Below are 18128 nucleotides of genomic sequence, written 5' to 3' on the forward strand. Positions count from 1 at the left end.
AAATGACAACAGCCCCGATATAGGGCTGTTGTCATATCATGAACAGTGGCACTCTGGCCAACACCCGTTGTTACATGGCATTGGTGGACTCAAAAATTTTGTCGGCGGACGCTTCGACAAAGCCCGGATAGAGCACGCCATCCGGCTGCGGGTAGCGCAGGGCAAACTCGTAGAAGCAGCTCGGGATGGTACGTACCCCATCGCTGAACGGCACCTCGGCTTTGTCGGCCATAGTGGAGGATTGCTCCAGCATCACCTGCGGGTCCCCTTTCACTTCGCCACCCACGCTGTTGAGCACGAAACCCGCCGCCTTCAGCGCCTCATTGACCTGATGGATGGTGTCAAAATCCTTCAACTTGTTGATATTGACCGTGAAGTGGTTGGCACGATAGCCCCATGCCGCCATCCAGGCCGCGTACTCACTCTCCGCCAGCAGAGTCTGATAATCGGCATAGGAGACCTGCCAGGGGGCACCAGTGTAGAGAAATGCCGGGGTATCGGTCAGATGATCGGGCACCTGATCCGCCAGCTTATGGATAATGGCCTGTGCGCCTGCGGAGAGTTCTTCGACCTTCAGCTCACTGATAAACACCTTGGGAGCGTCCGGATCTTTGTGCTCAAAGTGCTTGGCGTAGAGCTTCTTGGCCTTGAAGACGTACTCGCCCTTCTGCTCGTAACCGAGCGCCAGGAAGTGGGCGGCCAGCTTCTCCAGCCCCAGCTTTGGCAGGTTATAGGTACGAAACGCCACGTGATCGTTGACGATGGGCTCGCCGCCACCCAGCAGGGTGTGCACCTTGAGGGCACTCGGAGTCACCTTGATGTAGTTGTCCCACAGATGGCTGAACAGAGTGTCGATATCCTTTTGCATCTATCTTTCCTTTGATTGCGGGTACGAAACGGGGCCCCGATGGGTGCCCCTTGTAGTTGTCCGTTTAGAAGAAGAGGCCCGGCGAGAGCTGCTCCGGCATAGCGGCTTTGCTGTCTTCGACAGAGGCAACCGGATACGCACAGTAGTCAGCAGCGTAGTAGGCACTTGCCCTGTGGTTGCCGGAAGCGCCGATGCCACCAAACGGCGCGGCACTGGAGGCGCCGGTGATGGGTTTGTTCCAGTTGACGATACCGGCGCGGATCCGCTTGAAGAAATGGTGCCAGTCCGCCTCCTTGTCCCCCAGCAGACCGGCCGAGAGACCGTAGCGGGTGGCGTTGCCCTGATCGATGGCAGCATCGAAGTCGTCATAGCGAATGAGCTGCAGCAGCGGGCCGAAGTACTCTTCATCCGGCAGCGCCTTGACTGCAGTCACGTCGATAATGCCCGGGGAGACAAAGCCGGTACCCGCTTCCAGGTGCTTGAGGGTAAGCAGGCTTTCACCGCCCAGCTGTTGCAGGTTGGCTTGCGCCTCGACCATGCCCAGTGCAGCACGTTCGCTTATCATCGAGCCCATGAACGGCTGCTCGGCGGCGTCATAGAGGCCGACCTTGATCTGGCTGACCACCTCGACCAGTCGATTGACCAGCGCATCGCCGCGCTCGCCGCGCTCGACAAACAGACGGCGGGAACAGGTGCAACGTTGACCCGAGGTGATAAATGCAGACTGGACGATGGCATGGACGGCGCCGTCGATGTCGCTCACCTCTTTCACAATCAGCGGGTTGTTGCCACCCATCTCGAGGGCCAGAATTTTGCCCGGCTGACCGGCAAATTGCTGATGGAGGAAATGACCGGTACGGGATGAACCGGTAAAGAAGAGGCCGTCGATATCGGGGTTGGCCGCCAGCGCCTTGCCGGTCTCGACCTCCCCCTGCACCAAATTGATGACCCCTTTGGGCAATCCGGCCTGCTGCCACACCTTGACCATGGCCTCAGCCACCATGGGGGTCAGCTCGGAGGGTTTGAATACCACGGCGTTACCCGCAATCAGCGCCGGGACTATATGGCCGTTGGGCAGATGGCCCGGGAAGTTGTAGGGGCCGAACACCGCCACCACACCGTGGGGCTTATGGCGGACAAACGCCTTGGCGCCCGGCATGGCATTTTCAACGGTGCCGGTACGCTCGTCGTGGGCACGGATGGAGATGGCAATCTTGCCCTGCATGGCGGCCACTTCGGTGCGGGTCTCCCACAACGGTTTGCCGGTTTCGCGGGCGATAGTCAGGGCCAGCGCCTCTTTCTGCTCGCCGAGCAGGTCGGCATAACGACGCACTATGGCCAGACGATCCTCAAGGCTCATGTCCGCCCAGTGGTAGAAGGCGGCACGGGCGGCCTTGACGGCGGCATCCACTTGCGCCGTGCTGGCGGCAGCCCCCTGCCAGATCACCTCGTTCTTGGCCGGATCGGTTGACTCGAACGGCTTGCCTTCACCGGCAAGCCACTGACCGTCGATAAATTGCACTAACTGGCTCATCCATTCACTCCCTGTCGCTGGCAGGCAGCCGAGGCTGCCTGTCTGATAATCGGTTTGCTTGTCCTGTTTGCCTCAGTCGAGGTCAACCACCCGCACCATGTCGCCATCCTGCACCTTGAGTGCCGCCGCCATCTTGGGCGGAATGATGGCTTCGTGCTTGTCGAGATCGACCCGGATATTGCCGTAGCAGGCGCGGTAATGTTCGAAACGGCTGTTGCAGATAAGGTGGGTCTTGCCACCGATGGGCTCGCCCACCAGCACCCGCAGCTTCTTGCTGCGGCGCACGCTGCGGATATTCTTCACGTCGCACTCGACGGTGGGGCCCGCATCGAAAATATCGACGTAGCCACGGTTCACGAAGCCCTCGTCCTGCAGCATCTTGATGGCCGGACGGGTCTTCTCGTGGGTCTGACCGATAACGGCCCGCGCCTCCTTGCTCAGCAAATTGACGTAGATGGGGTACTTGGGCATCAACTCGGCGATAAAGCGTTTCTTGCCGATGCCGGTCAGATAGTCGACGGTGGGAAAATCCATCGAGAAGAAATGGGTTTGCAGCCACTCGTAGAAGGGGCTGTGACCGTTGGCATCAGAGACGCCGCGCATCTCGGCGAAGACGGTCTCGTCAAACAGCTCGGGGTGCTCGGCCATAAACAGAAAGCGGTGCTTGGAGAGCAGGCGGCCGTTGAGCCCCTCGCGGGCACATTCGCGCAAAAACAGGGTGCAAAGCTCGGAGTTGCCGGTGTAGTCGTTGGAGAGAGTCAGCGTCTCGACCACATTGTAGATACCGAGTTTGGGCGAAGAGTGCACCACCTTGCCGATGTGGTAGTTGTAAAACGGCTGGGAGAGACCAACAGCCGCATCGATGGCGCAGGTCCCTACCATCTCGCCGGTCTCGAGATCCTCGGCCACGAAGAAGTAGAGGCAGTCCCCTTTGCCGGCCGGCTTGTCGGAAAAAGTTTGGGTAGAAGCGTCGATCTTGCGCTGCAGCAGCTCATCGTTGACGGGCAACGAGGTCATGCCGGTGCCGGACTCGATGGCGCAGGTCTTGAGCCCGGCAAAATCTTTTTGCTCGATGGGACGGATAACCAACATAAATGACAACTCCCTTTCATTGACGTCAGGTGGGGTCCCGGCTCCTGCCGGGAGGGCTCCCCACCTCAATTTGGATCAGGCGTTAACCACCTGGGCGACCGCTTTCTCGAAGCGGGCCAACCCCTCCTTGATGTCCGCTTCCGGGATCACCAGCGAAGGAGCAAAACGAACCACGTTGGTGCCGGCAACCAGCGCCATCAGCCCCTGATCGATGGAGGCCAACAGGAAGTCGCGCGAGCGCCCCTTGTACTCTTCGCTCAGAGCGGCGCCCAGCAGCAGCCCCTTGCCGCGGATTTCGCTAAAGCAGTGGTACTTGGCATTGATGGCTTCAAGCCCATCACGGAACAGCTGCTCGCGTTGCTTGATACCCGCCAACACCTCCGGGGTGTTGATCACATCGATCACTGCTTCCGCCACCGCACAGGCCAGCGGGTTGCCACCGTAAGTAGAGCCGTGAGTGCCCACTTTCAGGTAAGAGGCGATTTCGCTGGTAGTCAGCATGGCGCCGATGGGGAAACCGCCACCCAGTGCCTTGGCGCTGGTGAGGATGTCCGGCGTGACGCCAAGCCCCATGTAGGCGTAGAGCTCGCCGGTACGACCGACACCGGACTGCACTTCGTCATAGATGAGCAGGGCATTGTGCTTGTCGCACAGCTCGCGCACCCCTTTGGCAAACTCGTCGGTTGGACGAATGATGCCACCCTCCCCCTGCAGCGGCTCCATCACCACGGCACAGGTGTTGTCGGAGATCACCTCGGCCAGCGCGGCCAGATCGTTGTAGGGGACGTGGGTGATGTCACCGGGCTTGGGCCCGAAACCATCGGAGTAGGCAGCCTGGCCACCGACGCTGACGGTAAAGAAGGTACGACCGTGGAAGCCCTGATTGAAGGCGATGATCTGGGTCTTCTGCTCGCCAAACTTCTCGATGGCATAGCGGCGAGCCAGCTTGAGAGCCGCCTCGTTCGCTTCGGCGCCGGAGTTGCAGAAGTAGACCTTGTCGGCAAAGGTGGCGGCGACCAGCTTCTTGGCCAGACGCAGGGCTGGCTCGTTGGTCATGACGTTGGAGAGGTGCCACAGCTTCTCGCCCTGGGTTTTCAGGGCCTCGACCAGCTTGGGATGACAGTGACCCAGACCGTTGACGGCGATGCCACCGGCGAAGTCGACATACTCGCGCCCTTCCTGATCCCAGACACGTGACCCTTCACCACGCACCGGGATGATCTTGGCGGGCGCATAGTTGGGAACCATCACTTCATCAAACACTTCACGTGTCACTGCCAACAACTCTGACATATAGCTCTCCTTCGATTCGGCGACAGAATAATCCACCACCCAAAAGTTAAATCCGTGTAAACGTGACGGGATTATCACAGAAATAAAGTAAAAAGTCTGTAACAAGACGGCCTATAAGGAACAATGTTCGATTGACCTTGAGATTTTAGGCAACCGCATTGCATAACGACTCAGGGGGGCTTGGCAAGAGATAATTTGGGCTGGAAGGGGGCTGAATAAAGTGTCAGAGAAATTTTTTTTACCTTCTTTCAAACTTGAGAAGGTGATCACAAATTTTTATGAACAGGACAGAAAATTGGCCAGCAGCAAATGACCCTGTTCGCTCAAAATACTCTCCGGATGGAACTGAACACCCTCGACAGGAAGTGTCTTGTGGCGTAACCCCATGATTTCGTCAAACGAGCCATCGGCATGCTCGCTCCAGGCGGTGACCTCAAAGCAGTCGGGCAGCGTGTCGCGCTCCACCACCAGTGAGTGATAACGGGTCACCCGCAGCGGGTTGTTGAGCCCCTTGAACACCCCCTCACCTCGATGACGGATGAGCGAGGTTTTGCCGTGCATTACCTGACGGGCACGTATTACACGGGCGCCGAAGGCCTGCGCCAGTGACTGGTGGCCAAGGCAGACGCCAAGAATGGGTAGCTTGCCGGCAAAATGGGTGATGGCATCGAGGGAGATACCCGCCTCGTTTGGTGTACAGGGACCGGGAGAGATAACCAGAAAACGGGGGGATAACTGCTCGATATCGGTCAGCATCAATTCGTCATTACGCTTGACTACCACCTGTTGGCCCAGCGCACCAAAATATTGCACCAGATTCCAGGTAAAGGAGTCGTAGTTATCAATTAACAGCAACATGAGATAACCGGCGGCAGTAATTAACGATCGAGAAAACGACCCTGTTCCATTTCCCGCTCACGCTGACATTCGGCCAGATAGATGGCGGCAGCGATGGCAGCAGTCTTGTGATGTTTGTCGATGGCATTGGAGACCATCAATTGCAGGGTATTGAGGTTTTTCGCCTTGCGAAACTTGCGCAGCCAGTGACCTTTGTCACTCAGCTCTTCAATCGAGATATTTGGTTGAACAGACATGCGTACTCTTGGGGATATAACCCGGGTTGAAATAAAGAATTAAACAAAATACAACGTGGGAAAATAAAGAAAGCCAGGCAAATACCCAGCTCTCTTCTACTACACCTTCCCAGTATGTCAGGCTCGAGGAACGAAGCCGACTACATCATATACGCTGGTCAGGGTTTTTTCAGCTCTTTCACGCGCCTTTTGTGCCCCTTCGGCAAGAATCGCGATCAGATGGGCCTCATCCTGACGCAACTCGTGGAAACGAGCCTGGATCGGTTCCAGCAGCGCAACCACGGCTTCGGCGGTCTCGGTCTTGAGGTGACCATACATCTTGCCTTCGAAGTGCTGCTCCAGCTCCGGGATGGAGCGACCCGTCACCCCGGACATCAGGGTCAGCAGGTTGGAGACGCCCGGTTTGTTTTCCGGATCGAAACGCACCACCGCAGGCTCGTCGGAGTCGGTTACCGCACGCTTGATCTTCTTGACGATCTGCTTGGGATCTTCCAGCAAGCCGATGAAGTTGGCCTCGTTGTCATCCGACTTGGACATCTTCTTGGTCGGATCCTGCAGGCTCATCACCCGCGCCCCTTCGGTCGGAATGAAGGGCTCCGGCATGGTGAACACGTCACCATAGAGGTTGTTGAAGCGGGTGCAGATATCGCGGGTCAGCTCGAGATGCTGCTTCTGGTCGTTGCCGACCGGCACCTGATTGGCCTGATAGAGCAGGATATCGGCGGCCATCAGCACCGGATAACCGAACAGGCCGACGTTGACGTTGTTCTCGAAACGGGCGGACTTGTCCTTGAACTGGGTCATGCGCGACAGCTCACCCATCTGGGTGTAGCAGTTGAGGATCCAGCCCAACTCGGCATGCTGCGGCACGTGAGACTGGATGAAAACGGTGCTCTTCTTGGGATCGATACCGACCGCCAGATAGAGGGCAGCAGCATCGAGGCAGGCCTTGCGCAGGGCAACCGGATCTTGGCGGGTGGTAATGGCATGCAGGTCGACGATGCAGTAGAGGCAGTCGTACTCATCCTGCATATTGACCCACTGACGCAACGCGCCCATGTAGTTGCCGATGGTCAGCTGACCGGAGGGCTGCGCCCCGCTCAATACGATTGGTTTGGTCATAAGAGTAGTAATCCTTGTAATTCAGCCAGTCCGGCGACGCGCTTAGCTCAGCAGCGCATCGAGCTGGGAAAAGTGTTCGAACACCCAGTCAGGCCGGGAGTCGGCAATGGGGCGACCATAGTTGTAACCGTAGGTCAGGCCCACAACCTTCATGCCGGCCGCCTTGGCCGCCAGCACATCATTTTCGGAGTCGCCCACCATCAGAGTGCGAGCCGGGCTCACCCCCAACTCCTGGCAAGCGTGCAGCAAGGGCTCCGGGCTCGGCTTCTTGACCGGCACACAGTTGCCGCCAAGCCAGAGTTCGAAACAATCGCTGATGCCAAGGGCATCGAGGATAGGGGCCACGAAATCGCTCGGCTTGTTGGTGACGATCGCCTGCTTATAACCCAGGGTTTGCAAACGGCGCAAACTCCGGGCAACCCCATCATACATAGCCAGCCCCTGCAGCAAACAGGCGTTGTAGTGCTGGAAAAAGATCGGACGGGCCTTGGCAAACAGCTCGGGGTCGGCCTCGCGATAGGCGATCGCCCGCTGGATCAGCTTGTCGGCGCCGTTGCCAACCCAGGTACGGATCACCGCTTCATCAGCTTGTTCCAAACCCAGATCAGCCAGAGTCAGATTGACCGCCAGCGCCAACTGGGCGGCGCTGTCGATCAGGGTGCCGTCCAGATCGAACAGCACCAAATCAAATGCGCGCTCAGCGTGTGACATGAGCCAGCTCCGCACGCATCTTGTCGATCACCGCCTTGTAGTCAGGCTGGCTGAAAATGGCCGAGCCGGCGACAAACATGTCGGCGCCCGCTTCGGCGATCTCGCGAATGTTGTCGACCTTCACCCCGCCATCGATCTCGAGACGGATATCGCGGCCGCTCTCGTCGATCAGACGACGCACCTGACGCAGCTTGTCGAGGGTGCCGGGGATGAAGCTCTGGCCACCGAAGCCCGGGTTGACCGACATCAGCAGGATCACGTCCAGCTTGTCCATCACATACTCGAGGCAGGAGAGCGAGGTAGCAGGATTGAGCACCAGACCCGCCTGGCAGCCCATCTCCTTGATGAGGCCCAAAGAGCGATCAACGTGATCGGACGCTTCCGGATGGAAGGTAATGAGGGAAGCACCGGCCTTGGCAAAATCAGGAATGATGCGATCCACCGGCTTGACCATCAGGTGCACGTCGATGGGGGCCTCGATACCGTAGTCACGCAGCGCCTGACAGACCATGTGGCCAATGGTCAGGTTGGGGACATAGTGGTTGTCCATCACGTCGAAGTGAACCACGTCGGCACCGGCAGCCAGTACCTTGGCTACATCGTCACCCAGACGGGCAAAATCGGCAGAGAGGATCGAGGGGGCAATCAGAAAGTCTTTCATCAGCATCATCCATTGGCAGCCAGGGAGAAAAAGCGGCGCAATTTTAACGTAAAAGGCGGGCGAAAACGACTCGAATGCGGGGTAAATGGGGCAATCACCTACCCTCCCCCAGCAACCCGGGTTATAGGACATCGGCACGGGCGCGGACTCGCCCATAAAAAACGGCGCCCCTGGGGCGCCGCATGGTCTGTTACGTCAGTGGCAGCAGTTCACTGTCGCTGGGATAGTAGCCCTGCTCCGGTTCGATTCCGGGCGGATAGAGCGCCAACAATTCGGCCACCTTGTTGCGGGTGCCGCCGTTGCGACTGATGGTGCGCTTGACCAGGATTTCGTCGAGGCGGGCACCGCGATAAAGCTCACGAGTCAGCTCGATATCGTGGTTGCTGATCAGCACCGGCACCCCTTTGTGAGCGGCTGTGTGGCGGGCCAGTCGCGCCAGGATCGCCTGATCATCCAGGGTAAACCCGCCGGAGGCATAGGTGGTGAAGCTCGCCGTAGTGGAGAGCGGCGCATAGGGTGGATCACAATAGATAACCCAATCCTCTTCGGCTCGCTTGATGGCATCGGCGTAGCTCTCGCAGATAAAGGTCGCCTTCTGCGCCTTTTCGGCAAAGGCCCACAGCTCTTTTTCCGGGAAATAGGGTTTCTTGTAGGAACCGAACGGCACGTTGAAGCCGCCCTTCTTGTTGTAGCGGCACAATCCATTGAAACCGTGACGGTTGAGAAACAGGAACAAGAGTGCCCGCTCGAAGGTGGTCTCGGTCTGATTGAACTGGGTACGCAGCCGGTAATAGGCCGCCTTGTGGTTGTGCTCTGCCACAAACAGCTTGCGCGCCTCGGCAATGAAACTGTCCGGCGTCAGCTTGAGGTGGTTGTACAGGCAGATCAGATCCGGATTGATGTCGTTGAGCACATACGCGTCGTAGTCGGTGTTGAGAAACACTGACCCGGCCCCGACGAAGGGCTCCAGCAACACACGCCCGGCCGGCAGGCGCTCGGCAATCTCTTCAACCAGGGAGTATTTTCCCCCGGCCCATTTTAAAAAAGCGCGTGTTTTTTTCATGGAAATCCGGTGTGTAAGAAGGCAAGACCCAAAAAGGGGGACGATTCTACCCCCTTATCCGGTATCAAGGCTATTGCTTCAGCTCTTTTTGTACCTGTGCAAACGACTTGGGCCAGGGCTGGCCTTTCAGCAAGGCTGGCGGAAGCTTGCGAATGGCACTCTTGGCCTGGGTCAGACCGGCATAATCCCCTTGCAGCACCACGTACCAGGGGCTGCCACGGAATTTGGTTTGATAGACCCATACCTTACCCGCCAGACCATGCTCGGCGACAAATTGATCCACCGCCTTGGTGTTGCTCGCCCCCATCAGCTGAACGCTGTAGTGGTTGCGCGGCTTCTTGTTCAAGGTGGCGACCGGTGTCAGGGCTACTTTGGGTGCTGGCGCGGCAACCGGCTCATTGCTGGCGGTTTTGGAGGTAGCAGCAGGCGTTGCGGTTGTCGCCGGATTCTGTGCTTTGGCGGTACTGGCTGGCGCCGTGGTTGCGATTGCACCACTGGGGGCTGTGCCACTCGGGTTCTTGCCGGTCAGCTCGTCCACCACGTCAGTAGGCAGAGCGCCGCTCACCTTGGGTTCGGTCATCAGCTTTTGCACGACCTCGTCGGAGATCACCACCCGACGCCCTTCGTAATTGGTTGATTCGGTGGTAACGGTTTCGCTCTCCACCGATTTGGGCAGCACTTTCGCCTCAGGCTGCCAATCCTTCACAACCCCATTGGGATTACTGGCTGCATCGCGGTTTTGCGCGCCTTGTGCAGCGGTATCGGTATTCGAACCGCCTGCGGTGAGGGGATCGCCTCCCGCTACCGGGATCGGCAATGCCGTGTTCTGCGCCGGATCCTGCAGCGCCGGTTTGCTTTCATTGTCAAACAGCGCAGGTAGCAGGTAGCTCAAAGCCAGCAGGCCGCCAGCGACCAGCGCGATAGCGGTGGCAATCTTCTTGACAGGCAACTCCGCCTGACGCTTCTTGGGCCTTCTGTCGGTCATGATATCCTCCAGTAACTGCATGATGGTGGACGGATGTCCATTCGCCGTTTTCAGGATCTCCTCCACTTGCGGCTTGGGCAAGAGGGTCGCCGGGATCTTGAGCTCTTTGGCTTTCTCATACAAGAAGATGCGCTGCTCGGGCGGGCTCAGGGGCGGCACTTCCAGCTCAAGGGCTGGCATGGCACGCCCTTTGAGCTGCGGCCGTTGGGTACGACACCAGACGTCACTGCCCGAGACGATAATGGCCAGCTGATGGGGCGCCGCCAGAGTATCGTTATGACGGATGATCGCCCACAACTCTCCTAGCAATTCGGCCGGCAACTGGTCGGCACGCTCTATCAGTAGCAACAGGGTGGCAGGCTTGCTCCCCTCCAGCATGCGAAAGAAGCTCTCCGCCAGCGCATCCTGTGGATTGAAGAGCGGGCGCGCCACCACCTGTGGTAGCAACAGCTGGCGCACATCCACCATCTTCATGGCAGGCGTACCGATCAGGCTTACCACCCGCACTTTTTCCGGTAACACGCCGAGCAGGGATTCGCACAGCGTACCGCGACCACAACCGGGTTTACCGGATAGAAAAATGAAAGGGTGATTGAATTCAATCAGATGCAGCAGCCGGTCAACCAGCTGCCGCTGGGAAGGAAGTTTTAGCAGTTTATTCGTCACGACCAGACTCGATCACCGCCAGCAACTCGGCATCGGACACATCCCCCACCACCTGCGCATGGCCGATGCCAACCGGCAACACCAGACGCAGCTTGCCTTCCAGCACCTTCTTGTCACGGCGCATATGGCGAATAAAGGCGGCGAAATCCATCTCGGCAGGCGCATGAATGGGCAGATTGGCGGCCAGCAGCAGGGCGCGCACTCGCGCGACGTCCTCTTCGCTCATATCGCCACGGGCCTGCGCAGTCCAGGCTGCCAGCATGGTGCCGGCGGATACTGCTTCACCGTGCAGCCAGTTGCCATACCCCTGCTCGGCCTCGATAGCATGACCAAAGGTGTGACCCAGATTGAGCAGCGCACGGATGCCGTGCTCGGTCTCATCCTGACCGACCACATCGGCTTTGATCTCGCAGCAACGTTTGATGGCGTAGACCAGCGCGGCAGATTCCAGCTGTTGCAGACGCACCATGTTCTGCTCCAGCCAGCTGAAGAAATCAGCATCCCAAATGATGCCGTACTTGATCACCTCGGCCATCCCCGCGGCAAATTCGCGGGCTGGCAAGGTACTCAGACATTCGGTATCGATAACAACTTGTTTGGGCTGATAAAAAGCCCCAATCATGTTCTTGCCGAGGGGGTGGTTGACAGCGGTTTTACCGCCGACAGAGGAGTCAACCTGGGAGAGCAGGGTGGTCGGGATCTGGATAAAAGGAATGCCACGTTGATAGCTTGCTGCCGCAAAGCCCACCACATCCCCGATCACACCGCCCCCCAGAGCGATGAGGGTGGTATCACGCCCATGGTTGGTTTCAAGCAGAGCAGACATGATCCGCTCAATGGTCGCCAGGTTCTTGTATGCCTCACCGTCAGGCAGGATCAGGGATTCAACCTGAAAACCGGACAGCAGTGCCATTACCCGTTCAAGATAGAGCGGGGCAACGACCGTGTTGGTCACTATCATCACCCGCCTGCCTTTGATGGTCGATCCCAGCGCCTCGGGGCGCTGCAACAACCCGGCAGCTATCTCGATAGCATAGCTGCGCTCACCCAGTTCAACCTTCAACCGTTCCATGGACGTCCTCTTGATTACATACCGATCAGCTTCACAATCTGATTGGCAACGATCTTTGCGCTTTGATCATCTGTCTGGATAACAAAGTCAGCCACTTCTTCATAAAGGGCGTTGCGCTCTTGTGCCAAACGCTCAAGCACCTCACGCGGCGGCTCTTCGGTCTGTAGCAGAGGACGGCGTTTGTCTCGCTGTGTGCGCGCCAACTGCTTTTCAATGGTGGTTTCGAGGTAGACCACGATGCCACGAGCAGACAACTTGTTGCGGGTTTCCCGGCTCTTGATGGCACCACCACCGGTTGCCAGCACGATACCCTGCTGCTCAGACAATTCGCTGATCACCTTCTCTTCGCGAATACGGAAACCCTCTTCGCCTTCAACATCAAACACCCAGCCGATATCGGCACCACTGCGGCGCTCAATCTCATGATCTGAGTCGAAAAACTCCATATGCAGTTGTTCTGCCAGATGTCTACCTATGGTGCTCTTGCCCGCACCCATGGGACCTATCAGGAAAATATTGCGTTTCTCAGCCATGTTTTTTCGTTAGTAATTACAAACTGTACGACCCCGATGAATACTGGATCGGGGTACCTATGAACCTTATCTTGCGATGGATCAGGAGGGGGATTATCTCAATAGATATCGGGACTGGCAACCGCAGCCCTTACGCCCCAACCTCATTGGGGCGTAAGGTTATATGTGTTTTACCTTCACATGTAAAGCCTTCAGAAGGCGTCGGTGACTATCTTGGGGGTCACGAAAATCAGCAATTCCCGCTTTTTGTTCTCGCTGGTGGTCTTGCGAAACAGGGCCCCCAATCCGGGTATATCGCCCAGCAAAGGCACCTTGGTCACATCACTTTTGATAGTCTGCTGATAGATGCCGCCGAGTACCAGAGTCTCACCATTGTTCACCAGCACCTGTGTCGTGATGGACTGAGCATTGATGGAAACCGCATCACCGGTACCGGTCGGTACGGTTTCGCCCTTGGTATCCTGGGTGACGGTCAGGTCGAGAATCACACGATTGTCAGGGGTGATCTGCGGTGTAACCTTCAGGCTCAGCACTGCCTTCTTGAAGGTGACCGAGGTTGCACCACTGGAAGAGGACTCCACATAGGGGATCTCGGTACCCTGTTCAATCAATGCCGGTTTCTGATTAGCCGTGGTCACCCTCGGACTGGCGATAATCTCGGCCTTGCTCTCTTTTTCCAGCGCCGACAACTCGAGATCCAGCAAGGTGCCATCAGCCAGACGGGCAACCTGGAATGCCAAAGTACCGGCAGCATTGGTCACCGGCAGGTTGACGTTCAACCGATCGTCAGCTGATGGCCGGGGATTGATAGCCGAACCGCCGTTGTTATTACCTGAGCCATCATTCCCCTCAATAGAGCCGGACGTGCTATTACCATGTCCATCATTCTTGGTCACCCCCCAACGCACGCCAAGCGCCTCATCAAAACCGTCGTCGATGGTCACCATGCGTGCTTCAATGACGACCTGCTTGACCGGAATATCCAGAATATCGAGCATCCGCTTGATGCTGCTGATCACTTCAGCCGTATCTTTGACCACCAACACGTTGGTGCGCTCATCCACACTCACCGCGCCACGTGGCGACAGCAACTTGGTACTCTCGGATGAGAGCAGAGCAGCTACTTCGGATGCTTTTGCATAGTTAATCTGCAAGTATTCGGTATATAACTGGGCCAAATCGGCCACCTGATTACGGCTCTCTAACTGCTGTTTCTCCCGTGCCGCAATCTCTTCAGCCGGAGCAACCAGCAGGATGTTGTTATCAAGCCGCTTATCCAGACCACGTACTTTCAAAATGATGTCAAGCGCCTGCTCCCAGGGCACACCATCCAGTCGTAATGTCAGATTGCCGGCTACAGAGTCGGTGGTCACCAGATTGAGGTTGTTGAAATCTGCGATAAGCTGCAGCACAGTACGGACTGGAATATCCTGGAAGTTCAATGAGATAGGCTTTCCTTGGTACTGCCTTGAGGACGCCGATGCCGCCTGACGTTTTTTCACCTCGATAATGAAAAGTTTATCGGCCTGATCGTAACGGTAATCAAATTGACCATTAACCGACAGTTCAAATAGAGTGTCACTGCCTTGTCGAGACACCTCAACCTGAGAGACCGGCGTTGCAAAATCCTGCACGTTGATCAGATTAAGCAAACCATCGGGCACCCTAGTGCCATGAAACTTGGCTAGTACGGTCTGGCCGCGGCTGCTCACATCGACGGCAGCCGAGCTGTTGTCCAGCGTGACCAGAAACTCCCCCTGGCCATCCTTGCCACGACGAAAATCCACCCCAGTCACCGAGTTGAAATAGGCTCCACTCCCACCGTTCTGATAGTTGCTGAGCAATGGTTTACTGGCGGTAGGAGTAGCAACAGGGGAGCTGACAGGTGTCACAGGTAGTGACTTGGCAACTACCTGAGAATTGAGTAGTGCCGAGGGTGCTGGTGTGGCCAGCATTGCAGAGGACGCTGTTACAGCAGGAGCAATCAGAGCACTATCACCATTATTCAGGGCAGATGAGGTCCCATCCCCCAGGGAAACCAGCAACTTGTTACCCTGCTGCTGAACCTGATAGGGAGCCAGCTGATCGAGCGCAATTTTGATGTCAAGGCCAGCCCCCTTCCCTTCCACCTTAATATTGTCTACCCCCTGACGCTGAATAGGCAGCGGATTTACCTTGAGCGCCCCCACGGCTCCAGGCACATGCAGCAGAAGCTGATTAGGTTGATAAGAGAGGCGATCGGTAAAGCCACTCACAGGCTCGCTGAAGCTGAGCTCCAATTGCAACTGATCTGCCAACAATGGATTAACTTTTATCTCTTGCAAGGTTGCCACTGCCCAAGCCTGGCTGAAGGCACTGGCGCAAAACAGCAAAGCCACTTTTGTTAGACTGTCTATGGTTGTTCTCATTGCTGTTCGTCCCTGATTATTGTTTTTCTTGCATATTGGCCATCGCCAACTGGGTTTCTCTTGTTACCCAGCACCCCTTTCCATCCGGAATGGTTTCCAGCAAATCCACAGCCGTAGGAGTAATCTTGATGACTCGCCCCTGATCGAGCCCCATATACTGGTTGAGCCCGACCCGTATGGATTTTCCATCGGGTGTGCTGATCAGGGCCCACAACTGCCCGGCCTTGCCCAAAGAGCCATGCATTGACAAGCTGGCGAGGGAGTAGTTTTCCAGCACCTCTTTTTCTCTGTCCATCATAACCTGCGCGCAATCAGGTTTCACTTGGGAGGCATTCGCTCGTCCGACACTTGCTTCTGGTTGAGGCATCATGAAAGGGCTACGCAGGTCACGTTGTTGATAGTGCATGGGGGAAAACGGTTTCAACTGGGGTAACGGTTCAATCGGCACAGGAGGTCTTGCCTTGATTTGGGCAATATAGGAATCCATCTCCTCCTGACCACCACACGCCGCCAGCAAGAGAGCAGGTAACAAGCAGCAGATGCGTCTCATTGTTTCTGCTCCACTGTTTTACCATTGTACTTATATGTTTTGGCAAGCATCGACATAGAAATCAGGTCTCCTGGATCCTTGCTCTGACTCAAGGTAAAGGAGTCGAGAATAACGATACGAGGCAAGGCCGCCATATCTGCTGTAAATTTGCCTATCTGATGATAATCACCCACTACCTCGATCCTCATAGGCAGTTCGGTAGAAAATTCGTGCTTGACTTCTGGTTCCCAGTTGATGCGATTCAGTTTCAAGCCATTATCGGTGGCAATAAAGCTGATATCGTCAAGCAAGCCGGCAACCTCATGGGTATTTGGGAGTTGTTTAAGCTGAGTATCGACCAACTGCTCGAGCTGGATCATTTGTGCCTTGTAGGCTCCCAGGTTAGCTGCCAGCATCGCCTTGCTTTCAAACTGACTTTTCAGCTCTGTCTCTCTGGCACTCTCGTTAGTCAGATTGCCCAATGAATTGGCTATCACATAGTAATAAATAGCACCACCAGTCAATACACAGCACAGCAGGATAAAGACCGCTTTAGCCCATTTTGGCCAGCTCGCGATGTCATTCAGATCAAGCTCGTTGAGTTGCTGAAGATTCATTTGCTCTCCTTGGCCATATCCCCGGCAGCCGCGGCGTTACTGGCAATCAGGAACATCATCGAGAATTGGCTCAACGATACCGGTGAGACCTCTGATGCAAAAATTGTGCTGATTTTTGACTGCCCCAACCAACCGGAGCCATCGATTCGACGCATCATGCTGGCCACTCGGCCATAAGCTTCTGTCTTGCCATTGACATCGATAATGTTGTTTTGCAATGAGAGGGTATTAAGATAAACCCCATTGGGTACCAGAGAGGGGAGCTGGTTAAAGAGGCGAACAGGCACATTCCTCCGCATCTGTAGATGTTCGATAAGCTGCATCCTATCGATCAGCTCTTTGCGACGCTCCTTGAGCAAACGAATCTCACCTAATTGCGCATCGAGGATGGTCATCTCCTGAACCAACCGCTGATTGCGCTGCTGCTGGGCGGTAATCTGGCGCTCGACCAGCCAGTTGGCAAAGAGACTCAGTGCGACAGTGACCAACACGAAAAGCCCAAGCAGGGCTCCGAACTGTTTCTTTTGACGCTGAGCCCGGGCCTCGCGCCAAGGGAGAAGGTTTATATTTGACATGGTGTAAAACTCCTCAGAGCCAACCCGAATGCCGTCATATATTTAGCTCCATGTACCAGGTCTGCGTTCCCTTTCGGTTTTCCAAACAGGGTGAACAAATCCGGATGAAGTACCTCGCAATTGGCTTCTTCTTTTATTTGCACCAACAAGCCAGGTAGTAAACTACCACCCCCGGTCAGCACCAACTTGGCAATATCGCGGTAGCCTGACGAGCTGCAAAACAGCTGGATATTACGCCGCACCTGTTGTAGGAGCGAGTTGATATGTGGCATCAGCACGTCCAGCTCATGGTCAACAGGTAAAGTACCTTTGGTCTTGGCTTGTTCAGCCTCATCAAGGGTCATGCCATAAAAGGATGAGATGGCCTGGCTATATTGATCACCGCCGAAATTCTGCAATCGAGAGTAGATCACCTCCCCCTTAACCAAGGCGGCGAAAGTCATGGCACTGGCACCAATGTCGATCACTCCGATCGGTCGCTCACTCTCCTGCAACTCGGGCAAACAGGCCACTACGGCTCGTCCAAGTGCATGTGCCCCCACATCGACTACCTTGACGGCAATGCCTGCCTCAGCGAGGGCACTGACACGACCATTGACACTCTCTGTTCGAGCGGCACTCAGCAGAACATCCTGACGATCTTCACTGGCATTGGTGCCCAGCACCTCAAAATCGAGACTGACTTCATCAAGGGGGAAGGGAATGATCTGCTCGGCCTCCAGCTGCACCTGGCTCTCCAACTCCTTGTCACCGAGACGGGCATCAATCTGAATTACCTTGGTGATCACGTTGGAACCAGTCACTGCAGTCGCTGCATAATCGCTATGGCCAGAGATAAGACGCTTGAGGTTTTTCAAAGATGGGCTGACCCGCTCGATATCCTGCAGCTGGTAGTCAACCAGTGTTCCTTTCGGGGTGACAACCTCGGCTACAGATTCAATATGCAGCTTGCCGGGACGGCCACTGAGCGTAACGGCCTTGATGGTCTGGCTACCGAAATCAATGCCCGCCAGGGGGAGGAGGGATCCCTTATTAAATAGCCCAAACATATACACATCCATGCGTTATTGGGTTTTATACCTGAATTGAGTGTAGGACACTCTATCATATGAGAGCTTGACCCATCCTAAATGCTCTAACTATCAATGTCATAAAGTTTATACCGAAAAGTGACCCACCTCGCTTTCTTGAGATGAAGGCGGCACCTTGGTTATTGCTCAGCGTAGTGCTAACCTCTCGCATCCTGTCGATGGGTGACTTGCCACAGGAAAACCTCGAATTCCAGATGGCAAAAGGGCTATACTC

The 18128-nt window shown here is 56.1% G+C and carries 18 protein-coding genes; all 18 read right to left on the reverse strand.

The window, feature by feature from the left end:
- Positions 1-70: 70 nt before the first annotated feature.
- Entirely contained in the window at positions 71-868 is a 798-nt protein-coding gene (locus tag G5154_RS07455; protein WP_421250651.1) for a DUF1338 domain-containing protein, read from the reverse strand.
- Between the two features lie 64 nt (positions 869-932).
- Positions 933-2402 carry a succinylglutamate-semialdehyde dehydrogenase gene (astD, locus tag G5154_RS07460; protein ID WP_421250652.1) on the reverse strand — a complete coding sequence of 490 codons (1470 nt, stop codon included), beginning with the start codon at positions 2400-2402 and terminating at the stop codon, positions 933-935.
- 72 nt (positions 2403-2474) lie between these two features.
- Complete coding sequence (astA, locus tag G5154_RS07465; protein ID WP_005334994.1) at positions 2475-3494, reverse strand: arginine N-succinyltransferase; 1020 nt, start codon at positions 3492-3494, stop codon at positions 2475-2477.
- Positions 3495-3569: 75 nt separating this feature from the next.
- Positions 3570-4787, reverse strand: a complete 1218-nt coding sequence (locus G5154_RS07470) for an aspartate aminotransferase family protein (RefSeq protein WP_421250653.1) — start codon at positions 4785-4787, stop codon at positions 3570-3572.
- 276 nt (positions 4788-5063) lie between these two features.
- Complete coding sequence (locus G5154_RS07475; RefSeq protein WP_421212289.1) at positions 5064-5645, reverse strand: aminodeoxychorismate synthase component II; 582 nt, start codon at positions 5643-5645, stop codon at positions 5064-5066.
- Between the two features lie 20 nt (positions 5646-5665).
- Positions 5666-5881, reverse strand: a complete 216-nt coding sequence (locus tag G5154_RS07480; protein WP_019446358.1) for a hypothetical protein — start codon at positions 5879-5881, stop codon at positions 5666-5668.
- 117 nt (positions 5882-5998) lie between these two features.
- Complete coding sequence (trpS, locus tag G5154_RS07485; RefSeq protein WP_216978217.1) at positions 5999-7003, reverse strand: tryptophan--tRNA ligase; 1005 nt, start codon at positions 7001-7003, stop codon at positions 5999-6001.
- Positions 7004-7045: 42 nt separating this feature from the next.
- Complete coding sequence (locus G5154_RS07490; protein ID WP_421250654.1) at positions 7046-7714, reverse strand: phosphoglycolate phosphatase; 669 nt, start codon at positions 7712-7714, stop codon at positions 7046-7048.
- A complete protein-coding gene (gene rpe / locus G5154_RS07495; protein WP_421250655.1) occupies positions 7701-8375 on the reverse strand; it encodes a ribulose-phosphate 3-epimerase in 675 nt (224 codons plus the stop codon). Before rpe ends, G5154_RS07490 begins: the two co-directional genes overlap by 14 nt.
- 190 nt (positions 8376-8565) lie before the next feature.
- A complete protein-coding gene (locus G5154_RS07500; RefSeq protein ID WP_005335008.1) occupies positions 8566-9438 on the reverse strand; it encodes a Dam family site-specific DNA-(adenine-N6)-methyltransferase in 873 nt (290 codons plus the stop codon).
- Between the two features lie 70 nt (positions 9439-9508).
- Positions 9509-11089: an SPOR domain-containing protein gene (locus G5154_RS07505; RefSeq protein ID WP_216978215.1), complete on the reverse strand. Its 1581-nt coding sequence runs from the start codon at positions 11087-11089 to the stop codon at positions 9509-9511.
- Positions 11079-12161 (reverse strand): 3-dehydroquinate synthase, encoded by a 1083-nt coding sequence (aroB, locus tag G5154_RS07510; RefSeq protein ID WP_216978214.1) that lies wholly within the window; start codon positions 12159-12161, stop codon positions 11079-11081. Before aroB ends, G5154_RS07505 begins: the two co-directional genes overlap by 11 nt.
- Before the next feature lie 14 nt (positions 12162-12175).
- Positions 12176-12694 (reverse strand): shikimate kinase AroK, encoded by a 519-nt coding sequence (gene aroK, locus G5154_RS07515; protein WP_005347909.1) that lies wholly within the window; start codon positions 12692-12694, stop codon positions 12176-12178.
- Positions 12695-12885: 191 nt separating this feature from the next.
- Positions 12886-15102 (reverse strand): type IV pilus secretin PilQ, encoded by a 2217-nt coding sequence (locus G5154_RS07520; RefSeq protein WP_005347911.1) that lies wholly within the window; start codon positions 15100-15102, stop codon positions 12886-12888.
- A gap of 16 nt (positions 15103-15118) precedes the next feature.
- The gene (locus G5154_RS07525) at positions 15119-15652 is read right to left on the reverse strand and encodes a pilus assembly protein PilP (protein ID WP_288728481.1); all 534 of its coding nucleotides are present in this window, start codon (positions 15650-15652) and stop codon (positions 15119-15121) included.
- On the reverse strand, positions 15649-16248 hold the full coding sequence (gene tapO / locus G5154_RS07530) for a PilO family type IV pilus biogenesis protein TapO (RefSeq protein ID WP_005347920.1): 600 nt from the start codon (positions 16246-16248) through the stop codon (positions 15649-15651). The genes G5154_RS07525 and tapO overlap by 4 nt, the downstream gene beginning before the upstream one ends.
- Positions 16245-16823 carry a PilN family type IV pilus biogenesis protein TapN gene (gene tapN, locus G5154_RS07535; protein ID WP_421250657.1) on the reverse strand — a complete coding sequence of 193 codons (579 nt, stop codon included), beginning with the start codon at positions 16821-16823 and terminating at the stop codon, positions 16245-16247. The genes tapO and tapN overlap by 4 nt, the downstream gene beginning before the upstream one ends.
- Positions 16811-17872, reverse strand: coding sequence for a PilM family type IVa pilus assembly protein TapM (gene tapM / locus G5154_RS07540; protein ID WP_421212294.1), 1062 nt, complete (start codon positions 17870-17872; stop codon positions 16811-16813). Before tapM ends, tapN begins: the two co-directional genes overlap by 13 nt.
- Between the last annotated feature and the right edge of the window lie 256 nt (positions 17873-18128).

The organism is Aeromonas sp. 600527, from assembly GCF_049175415.1.
GTDB lineage: Bacteria > Pseudomonadota > Gammaproteobacteria > Enterobacterales > Aeromonadaceae > Aeromonas > Aeromonas veronii_A.

Bases quoted from the DNA above. Each gene is read 5' to 3' on its own strand.
- G5154_RS07525 (WP_288728481.1), bottom strand. From the start codon at position 15,652: ATGAGACGCATCTGCTGCTTGTTACCTGCTCTCTTGCTGGCGGCGTGT.
- tapM (WP_421212294.1), bottom strand. From the start codon at position 17,872: ATGTTTGGGCTATTTAATAAGGGATCCCTCCTCCCCCTGGCGGGCATT.
- aroK (WP_005347909.1), bottom strand. From the start codon at position 12,694: ATGGCTGAGAAACGCAATATTTTCCTGATAGGTCCCATGGGTGCGGGC.
- trpS (WP_216978217.1), bottom strand. From the start codon at position 7,003: ATGACCAAACCAATCGTATTGAGCGGGGCGCAGCCCTCCGGTCAGCTG.
- aroB (WP_216978214.1), bottom strand. From the start codon at position 12,161: ATGGAACGGTTGAAGGTTGAACTGGGTGAGCGCAGCTATGCTATCGAG.
- G5154_RS07475 (WP_421212289.1), bottom strand. From the start codon at position 5,645: ATGTTGCTGTTAATTGATAACTACGACTCCTTTACCTGGAATCTGGTG.
- G5154_RS07455 (WP_421250651.1), bottom strand. From the start codon at position 868: ATGCAAAAGGATATCGACACTCTGTTCAGCCATCTGTGGGACAACTAC.
- G5154_RS07470 (WP_421250653.1), bottom strand. From the start codon at position 4,787: ATGTCAGAGTTGTTGGCAGTGACACGTGAAGTGTTTGATGAAGTGATG.
- astA (WP_005334994.1), bottom strand. From the start codon at position 3,494: ATGTTGGTTATCCGTCCCATCGAGCAAAAAGATTTTGCCGGGCTCAAG.
- G5154_RS07480 (WP_019446358.1), bottom strand. From the start codon at position 5,881: ATGTCTGTTCAACCAAATATCTCGATTGAAGAGCTGAGTGACAAAGGT.
- rpe (WP_421250655.1), bottom strand. From the start codon at position 8,375: ATGAAAGACTTTCTGATTGCCCCCTCGATCCTCTCTGCCGATTTTGCC.
- G5154_RS07490 (WP_421250654.1), bottom strand. From the start codon at position 7,714: ATGTCACACGCTGAGCGCGCATTTGATTTGGTGCTGTTCGATCTGGAC.
- tapO (WP_005347920.1), bottom strand. From the start codon at position 16,248: ATGAATCTTCAGCAACTCAACGAGCTTGATCTGAATGACATCGCGAGC.
- astD (WP_421250652.1), bottom strand. From the start codon at position 2,402: ATGAGCCAGTTAGTGCAATTTATCGACGGTCAGTGGCTTGCCGGTGAA.
- G5154_RS07500 (WP_005335008.1), bottom strand. From the start codon at position 9,438: ATGAAAAAAACACGCGCTTTTTTAAAATGGGCCGGGGGAAAATACTCC.
- G5154_RS07520 (WP_005347911.1), bottom strand. From the start codon at position 15,102: ATGAGAACAACCATAGACAGTCTAACAAAAGTGGCTTTGCTGTTTTGC.
- tapN (WP_421250657.1), bottom strand. From the start codon at position 16,823: ATGTCAAATATAAACCTTCTCCCTTGGCGCGAGGCCCGGGCTCAGCGT.